An 8,735-nucleotide genomic window follows, 5' to 3' on the forward strand; every position below is an offset into this window, starting at 1 on the left:
ACTCCCCCAGGACAGGAATGTAGCAAGGGTAGGCGGTTGAAGCGGTGCGATATAAGTAACTTGCCACTTTTTTTTCCCCTCAGGCAAGCATCCGCACCATTTTATTCTCCTTTTATTTTCCGAAATTAGTTTGTTGTTTTGCAGATCGCAAAAACTGAAATACTAAATCTTTCTTTATGAAATTCTTTATTGATACAGCTAACCTGGCGCAGATCCAGGAGGCGAACGACCTGGGCATCCTGGACGGTGTAACCACGAACCCCTCCCTCATGGCCAAGGAAGGTATCAAAGGCGAAGCAGCCATCCTGAAACATTATGAATCCATCTGTGAAATGGTGGACGGCGACGTGAGCGCCGAAGTGCTGTCGACCGACTTCGCCAGCATCATCGAAGAAGGCAAGAAACTCGCTGCCATTCATCCGAATATCGTGGTGAAAGTACCGATGATCAAAGACGGCGTGAAAGCCATCAAGTGGTTCACCGACAACGGCATCCGTACCAACTGCACACTCGTTTTCTCCGCCGGGCAGGCCATCCTCGCCGCCAAAGCCGGCGCTTCTTACGTATCGCCCTTCATCGGCCGTATCGACGACAGCAGCTGGGATGGTATCGAGCTCATCGCCCAGATCGCCCAGATCTACAGCATCCAGGGCTTCAAAACCGAAGTACTTGCCGCTTCCATCCGCAACGCCCTTCACATCGTGAAATGCGCGGAAAATGGCGCCGACGTGTGCACCTGCCCGCTCGACTCCATCCTCGGCCTCCTGAAACATCCCCTGACCGACATCGGCCTGGCCAAGTTCCTGGAAGACGCGAAGAAAATGTAATCTTCCTCCCATCTTATTATAAGGCCGCCCCGGTTTATGCCGGGCCGGCCTTTTTTATTACCGGCTGAAATTTTTTTTACTTTTAAAATATTCCTAGTATCTTACTACCTCGTAAAGCTAGGTACCACGTTAGACAATACATTTCATCATATTAAACAAATAGCCAGAACAGTTTCGCATGGAAGCAAAATTCATCATGGCCCTGGACCAGGGAACCACCAGTTCCCGGGCAATCCTCTTCGACCGCGGGGGAAACATCGTTGCAGTTGCGCAGAAGGAATTCAAACAGATTTATCCCCAGCCGGGATGGGTGGAGCATGATCCGAACGAGATCTGGTCTACCCAGGCCGGCGTTGCCGCCGAAGTGATTGTGAAAGCCGGCGCCAGCGGCGACCAGATCGCGGCGATGGGCATCACCAACCAGCGGGAAACCACCATCGTATGGGACCGGAAGACCGGCAAACCGCTGTATAACGCGATCGTTTGGCAAGACCGCCGTACGGCAGCCTATTGCGACGAGCTGCGGGCAAAAGGCCTGGCGGAAGACATCCGTTCCCGCACGGGCCTCATCGTAGACGCCTATTTCTCCGGCACCAAGGTGAAATGGATCCTCGATAATGTGGAAGGCGCCCGCCAGCGGGCGGAAGCTGGCGAACTGGCCTTCGGGACCGTGGATTCCTGGCTCATCTGGAACTTCACCAAAGGAAGGCTGCATATCACCGACGTAAGCAACGCTTCGCGGACCATGCTTTTCAATATCCATACCCTGCAGTGGGACGAATCCCTGCTGCAGCTCATGGACATCCCCGCATCCATGCTCCCCGACGTACGCGCCTCCAGCGAAGTGTACGGGGAAACGGAAGCCACCCTCACACCGTTCAATATTCCCATCGCGGGTATCGCCGGCGACCAGCAGGCCGCGCTCTTCGGGCAGATGTGCATCGAACCGGGCATGGTGAAAAATACCTACGGAACGGGTTGCTTCATGATGCTGAACACCGGCGAAAAAGCCATCACTTCCGGCAACAACCTCTTGACAACAATTGGCTGGCAGGTAGGCGGGAAGACGGTTTACGCGCTCGAAGGCAGTATTTTCATCGGCGGCGCCGTAGTGCAATGGCTCCGCGACGGACTGGGCATCATTCGTCATAGTGCCGACGTGGAGGCGCTTGCCAATAAAGTGGAACATACCGATGGCGTGTACCTCGTGCCGGCCTTTGCCGGGCTGGGTGCGCCGCACTGGAACCAATACGCCCGCGGCACCATCGTTGGCATGACGCGCGGCACCAAAGACGCGCACATCGCCCGCGCCGCGCTCGACAGCATCGCGTACCAGACGATGGATGTGCTCAAAGCCATGGAAGCCGACGCAGGCATGCCGATCCGGGAGCTGCGCGTTGACGGCGGGGCTACGGCCAACAACCTGCTGATGCAGTTCCAGGCCGATATCCTGAATACCGATGTGGTGCGGCCCAAAGTGACGGAAACCACCGCGCTGGGGGCTGCTTACATGGCCGGGCTGGCCACCGGGTTCTGGGATAGCATCGACACCATCCGCCAGCAATGGCAGGAAGATGCGTGCTTTAAACCCGAAATGGCGGATGCTGAACGTGCGGAGCTCACCAAAGGATGGGCGCGGGCCGTAAAAGCTGCTAAAGTTTGGGCAGAAGAATAATTCCATATTTCCAGAACTGATCAAAACAAAACCCGACTATGTCAATTTTCCTTGCAGAGCTCATCGGCACGGCGCTCCTCATCATCCTCGGCGACGGGGTGGTGGCGAATTGCCTGCTCAATAAAAGCAAAGGCCAGAACGGCGGATGGATCGTTATCACCTTTGGCTGGGCCATGGCTGTTTTTGTAGGCGTTTTTGCCGTGGGAGCCTATAGCGGCGCGCACCTCAATTCTGCCGTAACCATCGCCATGGCAGCGGCCGGCAATATCACCTGGGACCAGGTGCCCATGTACATCGGCGCACAGCTGCTCGGGGCATTCCTCGGCGCCTGCGGTGTTTACGCCGCTTACAAACAGCATTTCGACATTACGCCTGATGCCGACGCCAAACTGGGTATTTTCTGCACGGCTCCCGCCATCCGCAGCACCATTCCCAACCTGGTGACGGAAATCATCGGTACGTTCGTCCTCATTTTCGGCGTGTTTTACATCGCGAAAGGAGACGTGGGCCTGGGTGCGGTAGACGCGCTGCCCGTAGCCTTGCTGGTGCTGGCGATTGGTTTGTCCCTGGGAGGGCCGACTGGTTATGCCATCAACCCCGCCCGCGACCTCGGCCCCCGAATCGCGCACGCTATTCTGCCCATCAAAGGCAAGCGCGACAGCGACTGGGGTTATGCCTGGATCCCCGTTGTGGGGCCCATTATCGGCGCTTTGCTGGCCACCGCGCTGCATCTCGCTCTTAAATAGTCCCGATCTTTCATAACATAAACACAACAAAACGGCGCATCCCTTCCGGGGTGCGCCCTCCTTTTTTCCAGCCAACAATCCCGCCCCTGTACTGTTTCCTCTTTGGTACATGATTTCCGGAGCCTTTGCCCACCGGATATTTTATTCATTATTTTCAAATCTTTCATTTTATCCTGAAAGTTTTGTAATTTTGAGAAATATTCGGTGGTATGGCATTTGTGGCCACGATGTTGTACCATCTTAAACGCAAAAACCATGATACAACCGAACTTACCGGATTCAAAGCTTCCCAGGGTGGTGATCGTTGGCGGCGGATTTGCCGGGATCAATCTGGCCAAATCACTCAGAAGGGCCGCAGTACAGGTGGTGCTGCTCGACAGGAACAACTATCATCTTTTCCAGCCATTGCTGTACCAGGTGGCAACAGCAGGACTGGAGCCGGACAGCATTGCCTTCCCGCTGCGCGGCATCTTCAAAAAGCAAAAGAATTTCCATTTCCGGATGGCGGAAGTGAAAAGCGTGGATGCGGCCAATAACATGCTCGAAACCAATATCGGCGATATTTCTTACGATTACCTGGTGCTCGCCATGGGCTCCAATACAAACTTCTTTGGCAACAAGATGATCGAAGAACATGCCATCGGGATGAAATCCCTCATCGAAGCGGTGCAGATCCGGAATTATGTGCTGAAGCAATTCGAAGAATCGCTGCTGTTCACCGACGAAGCCACCGTTAAGCCCAAACTGAACTTCGTGATGGTGGGTGCTGGTCCTACGGGTGTGGAGCTGGCCGGGGCGTTTGCGGAACTGCGCAAATACATCCTTCCCAAAGATTACCCGGAATTGCCCATTCACCTGATGGAAGTGTACCTGATCGAAGCGGGGCCGCGCGTGCTGGCGGGCATGTCTGAAGAAACGAGCCGCAAATCAAAGGCGGCGCTCGAACATATCGGCGTGAAAGTGCTCACCAACGTAGCCGTGAAAGATTACGACGGCCTTACGCTCACCCTCGGTAACGGGGAAACCCTCCAAACGCAGTCCCTCATTTGGTCGGCAGGCGTAAAAGGCATGTCGATCCCCGGCCTGCCGGAAGAAGCCATGCTGCCTAACGGCCGTGTACACGTGAGCGACGTTAACCTGATAAGAGACACGAAAAATATTTACGCCATCGGCGACATCGCACAGATGATCAACGATGAGCGTTTCCCCAAAGGGTATCCGATGGTGGCGCAGGTGGCCATGCAACAGGGCAAGCAATTGGGTAAGAATTTTTGCAACGTACTGAAAGGCAAAGCGCTCAAACCCTTTAAATACAAGGACCTCGGCTCTATGGCCACGATCGGCCGCAACCGCGCGGTGACGGAGTTTGCAGGTATCCGTTTGAGCGGGTACATCGCCTGGGTGGCGTGGATGATAGTGCACCTCCTGAACCTGCTGGGTTTCCGCAATAAACTGGTGGTAATGATCAACTGGGTGTACCGGTATTTCACCTACGACCGCGGTACGCGCATCATCATCAAACGCGGCGCAGCCAACATCGTCAAACTAAGACAAACGATATACCAGGCCGATCCACAGGTGCCGCAGGTCACACAAACGCCTTAGCGCTGCCTGTTGGTGAGGGAATTCATCCGGAGCATGCCTACCAGTTCATCGTGCCGGCCGCCGAGCGTCCGGTAGTATACGAGGACCGTGTAGGCATTTTCTGTCTCCCACCAGTTACCTTCCGTAAATTCGGTGCTCATGGGGGCGTTGGGCCGGGTTTTGTCGACAAGGCCGTAAACATAGTTGTAATAACCCTGTTTGAGGAAAAGCGCTCCTTCATAAGCGCCCTTTTCACCGTTCCAGACCATCTTGTTGCGGTCGTTCAGCTCGTACTGCGTCAGTTCGCCGAAAATATACATATCGTACCCGGCGAAGGGCTCTTTCATGGGAAAATTGAAGTTCACGCGCGCGTAGTCGCCTTCGAACTGGATGTTGTAATCCTCGATGGTGGCGGGGTCGTACATACCATTGATATCGCGGAGGTATTGATAGATCTGGTTATCGCGGGGAACGTCGGGCATCACATTGATGACGGTCCCGTTGCGGAGGTATTGCGTGTTGCGGACGCGCTCCGTCTGCAGCCGGAAGCTGCGGAGGTCCACCCATCTCCACTCTTTAAACGCAGGGAAGATGCAGTCCTGCTCCGCATTGTATTCGATCACATCTCCCTTGATGAACATGGGTTTGATGCCCGTAATGGCATTATCCCAACGGAAATTCTGTTGTATGACGATTTTGAGCTGGTCGAAGGGGTTTTGAATGTTGAGGCCTTTCGTATTGACGGAGACGTTGATTTTCTGGGAGTTGCGGAAAAGTTTGGGATTAGTGGGCTGGGAGATCCATCCTGCCACGCCGGATTTGTTGTTGATGACCATAAGCCGGCGCGTAAATGCCAGGCGGTTGGTATCGCCGTCGAGGTACACTTTCAGCAGGTAATTGCCGGCCCGTGTAGGCGTGGAGTTGGAACTGGGGATGCGGGCCTTGTAATGCACGTATTTCTGCAGCGCCACGCTCGAGAACTTGTAATCGCGGATCTGCACTTCGGAGAAGCCGCGCAGGTAGTCGATGGTGTTGACGGAAGCGGGCGTCCAGTCTGCATTACAGAGTTGAAGGGTGTAGAAGTAGGATTTGATTTCGGCTTGAAGATCGTCGAATTGCAGCTCCAGCTGGTCGCCCGAGTTGAGGGCGATGATGGGCAGGCCGAGCATTTCTCCCGGGGGCGTCAGTTTTACCGTGGCGATGTTCTGGTGGTAGATATGGTCGGGCGTGATGGTGTTGACCTGACCTTTTGCGCCGGGGAAAAACAATAGGGCTGCCAGGGAGCAGCAAACAAAAGCAACTATCCTCATAGCTGTAATTTACAATGAATTTCTAAAATGTATAAATTCGCGGATGCGCATCTCCATGTTTATTGCCGTCTATCATCAATATCTCGATGGCGGCTACCGCTTTCAGCGTGGCGGTGATGATTATCGCCACGGCAATGATCAACGGGTTCCAGCAGGTGATATCGGAGAAGATATTCAGTTTCTGGGGGCATTACCATATTACGGAGTATCGCGCGGCCGGGGGAGCGCTCACCGAACAGGACCCCTTCCCCGAAGATGCCTCCCTCGTAAAACGCCTTTCCGCCATTGCGCAGGTGAAAACGGTCAGCCCCTTCGCCACCAAATCCGTCATCGTCAAGAAAGGCCGCGAAACCGAAGGGATGATCTTTAAAGGCTCACCCGCCGGCCAGCCCCTCCCGTTCCTCATCGAGGGCCGCGCCACTACGGTGCAGGACAGCGGATACGCCTCCGAGGTGGTGGTTTCCGCCAGCACGGCCGCCGCACTGGGGCTTAAGCTGAACGACGCCATGTTCATGTATTTCATGCGGGGCGACGGCCTCCCGCCGCGCGTTCGCAAGCTGACCGTCTGCGGCATCTACAAAACCGGCATCGAAGAATACGATAAAACCTACGTCATCGGCGACATCAACCTCATCCGGCGCCTCAACGACTGGGCGCCCGACGAAATCGGCGGCTACGAAGTACACCTGCACCGTTTCAGCGACATGGACGCCGCCGCGGGCCCCATCAGCGACGAAATCATCAACGCCGAACTGGGCCTGCGCAGCATGCAGGAAATCTATCCAAATATCTTCGACTGGCTGGGATTGCAAAACAAAAACGAAACGATCATCCTCATCATCATGACCATCGTGGCGGTGATCAACATGATTACGGCGATGCTGATCCTGATACTGGAACGGACCAACATGGTGGGCATATTGAAAGCCCTCGGCATGCGGAACACTTCCATCCAGGGCATATTCCTCTACCAGGCGGGTTACATCGTGATCGCGGGCATCCTGATCGGCAACGCGCTGGGCCTGGGCCTGGCGTTCCTCCAGCAATCCACGGGCCTGCTGCGCCTCCCGGAAGAGGCGTATTACATGTCGGTGGCGCCTATCGCCATCCAGTGGTGGAAGGTGGCGTTGATTAATGTGGGAACGCTGGTGATATGCGTATTGGTCCTCATCATCCCATCTTTGCTCATCCGGCGGATACTGCCGGTGCGGGCGATCCAGTTTAAATAAGGAGCCTTCCGCAAATGATCCCTGTGGCCACGGCGGCATTCAGCGATTCGGCCTGGCCAAGGCGCGGGATGGTGATGTGATGGCTGCTGCGGCGGAGGGTTTCCTCGCTCAGCCCGCGCGACTCGTTGCCGATGAGAATGATGCCTGCAGACACTTTCTGCGTCTGTGTTATGTCGTTGCCATGAAGGGTGGCGGCGTAGGAGGGGAGAGAGGCGTATTTTTCCAGGAACTGCGGGATGTCGCGGATAACGACGGTCACCCGCTGGAAGCTGCCCATGGTCGACTGGATGGTTTTGGCGTTGTAGGCGTCCACGCAGTCGGGCGAGCACACCACCTGCCGGATGCCAAACCAGTCGGCTATACGAATGATGGTGCCCAGGTTGCCGGGGTCCTGGATGGTTTCCAGCGCGAGGGAAACGCCTTCCGGAACAAAGTCGCGGGCGGGCGGGATGTCGGCCAGCGCCAATGCCCGGTTGGGGGTGGAGAGCGACGATAACTGCTTCAGTACCTCGGGCGCAACTTCCAGCACTTCAATACCGGCGGCCTTCTCGGCCAGCTCGCGGTGGTCTAGCAGCCACTCGCGGGTAGCGAAAACGGTTTTCACGCCGGAACCCGTTTCCAGTAATTCCTGCACGATCTTATCCCCCTCGGCGATAAACTGGCCAAATTTTTGACGGTATTTTTTGTGCTGTAATCCAGTAATATATTTAATTTGCGCCTTTGATAACATAGGGTCAAACCTACGTGAATTCCGGCATTCAGCCAACACATCCCGCCCCGGCGGGCCCGGCACTTACCCGTTAATTCAATCTGACAGTGAAGAAACCGACATACCCATCCTCATCCGGATTGCCCCGCCAGCACATGCTCTGGCTGATGGTATGCCTGTTTCTTGCCGCCTGCTCCAACACCCGCTACCTCCAGGAAAATCAAAGCCTCCTCGTGGATACCGACGTCGATATCAAAGGAACGCTCACCTCCGCGGAAAAGACCGACCTGAAAAACGACCTCACCTCCCGTTCCCTCATGCTTCAGCAGCCCAACCAGAAATTCCTGGGATCGCGGCTCAAAGTCTGGCTCTATAATCAAAAGAATTACGAAAAGAAAAGCAACTGGTTCTGGAACCTCATGCTCAGTGAAAGGAACCTCGAAGCCCCCGTCATTTACGATTCCGTCAAAACCAAGGAATCCATGGAAAGGATGGTCGCTTACCTCAATAACCAGGGCTATTTCTACGCCAACGTACAATCGCGGCAGGATGTAAGCGGCCAGAAAGCCTCCGTGACCTACGACGTCAACACCGGAAAGAATTTCGTTATCCGTAAAATCACCTACGATATCCCCGACACCGCCATCGCGAAAGT

At 55.1% G+C, this 8,735-nt stretch carries 8 protein-coding genes; 6 read left to right on the forward strand and 2 right to left on the reverse strand.

The features are described from left to right. Nucleotides 1-176 precede the first annotated feature (176 nt). The 4 genes from fsa (at nucleotide 177) to Q0510_RS10650 (ending at nucleotide 4,853) form a co-directional block, all read left to right on the forward strand. Nucleotides 177-827: a fructose-6-phosphate aldolase gene (gene fsa / locus Q0510_RS10635; RefSeq protein ID WP_298710975.1), complete on the forward strand. Its 651-nt coding sequence runs from the start codon at nucleotides 177-179 to the stop codon at nucleotides 825-827. 178 nt (nucleotides 828-1,005) lie between these two features. Further along, entirely contained in the window at nucleotides 1,006-2,502 is a 1,497-nt protein-coding gene (gene glpK, locus Q0510_RS10640) for a glycerol kinase GlpK (protein ID WP_298710981.1), read from the forward strand. Between the two features lie 38 nt (nucleotides 2,503-2,540). Beyond that, nucleotides 2,541-3,248, forward strand: coding sequence for an MIP/aquaporin family protein (locus tag Q0510_RS10645; RefSeq protein WP_298710984.1), 708 nt, complete (start codon nucleotides 2,541-2,543; stop codon nucleotides 3,246-3,248). 255 nt (nucleotides 3,249-3,503) lie between these two features. Beyond that, complete coding sequence (locus Q0510_RS10650; protein ID WP_298710987.1) at nucleotides 3,504-4,853, forward strand: NAD(P)/FAD-dependent oxidoreductase; 1,350 nt, start codon at nucleotides 3,504-3,506, stop codon at nucleotides 4,851-4,853. Here the strand turns inward: Q0510_RS10650 and Q0510_RS10655 are convergent. Continuing rightward, nucleotides 4,850-6,142: a DUF5103 domain-containing protein gene (locus tag Q0510_RS10655; RefSeq protein WP_298710990.1), complete on the reverse strand. Its 1,293-nt coding sequence runs from the start codon at nucleotides 6,140-6,142 to the stop codon at nucleotides 4,850-4,852. The genes Q0510_RS10650 and Q0510_RS10655 overlap by 4 nt on opposite strands. A gap of 62 nt (nucleotides 6,143-6,204) precedes the next feature. Between Q0510_RS10655 and Q0510_RS10660 the strand changes: the two genes are divergently transcribed. Continuing rightward, on the forward strand, nucleotides 6,205-7,371 hold the full coding sequence (locus Q0510_RS10660; RefSeq protein WP_298710993.1) for an FtsX-like permease family protein: 1,167 nt from the start codon (nucleotides 6,205-6,207) through the stop codon (nucleotides 7,369-7,371). On the opposite strand, the gene Q0510_RS10665 is transcribed toward Q0510_RS10660, so the two are convergent. Beyond that, complete coding sequence (locus Q0510_RS10665; protein WP_298710996.1) at nucleotides 7,364-8,101, reverse strand: RNA methyltransferase; 738 nt, start codon at nucleotides 8,099-8,101, stop codon at nucleotides 7,364-7,366. The two genes, Q0510_RS10660 and Q0510_RS10665, sit on opposite strands and share 8 nt — an antisense overlap. A gap of 86 nt (nucleotides 8,102-8,187) precedes the next feature. On the opposite strand from Q0510_RS10665, the gene Q0510_RS10670 reads away from it, so the two are divergent. Continuing rightward, on the forward strand, nucleotides 8,188-8,735 hold a 548-nt coding region (locus Q0510_RS10670), incomplete at its 3' end, for a POTRA domain-containing protein (RefSeq protein ID WP_298710999.1).

This window comes from uncultured Chitinophaga sp., from assembly GCF_937874145.1.
In the GTDB taxonomy this organism is placed as follows: Bacteria; Bacteroidota; Bacteroidia; order Chitinophagales; family Chitinophagaceae; genus Chitinophaga.

Excerpts from the sequence above, each read along its gene's own strand:
- Q0510_RS10645 (WP_298710984.1), top strand. The coding sequence starts at position 2,541 with ATGTCAATTTTCCTTGCAGAGCTCATCGGCACGGCGCTCCTCATCATC.
- Q0510_RS10655 (WP_298710990.1), bottom strand. The coding sequence starts at position 6,142 with ATGAGGATAGTTGCTTTTGTTTGCTGCTCCCTGGCAGCCCTATTGTTT.
- fsa (WP_298710975.1), top strand. The coding sequence starts at position 177 with ATGAAATTCTTTATTGATACAGCTAACCTGGCGCAGATCCAGGAGGCG.
- glpK (WP_298710981.1), top strand. The coding sequence starts at position 1,006 with ATGGAAGCAAAATTCATCATGGCCCTGGACCAGGGAACCACCAGTTCC.
- Q0510_RS10665 (WP_298710996.1), bottom strand. The coding sequence starts at position 8,101 with ATGTTATCAAAGGCGCAAATTAAATATATTACTGGATTACAGCACAAA.
- Q0510_RS10650 (WP_298710987.1), top strand. The coding sequence starts at position 3,504 with ATGATACAACCGAACTTACCGGATTCAAAGCTTCCCAGGGTGGTGATC.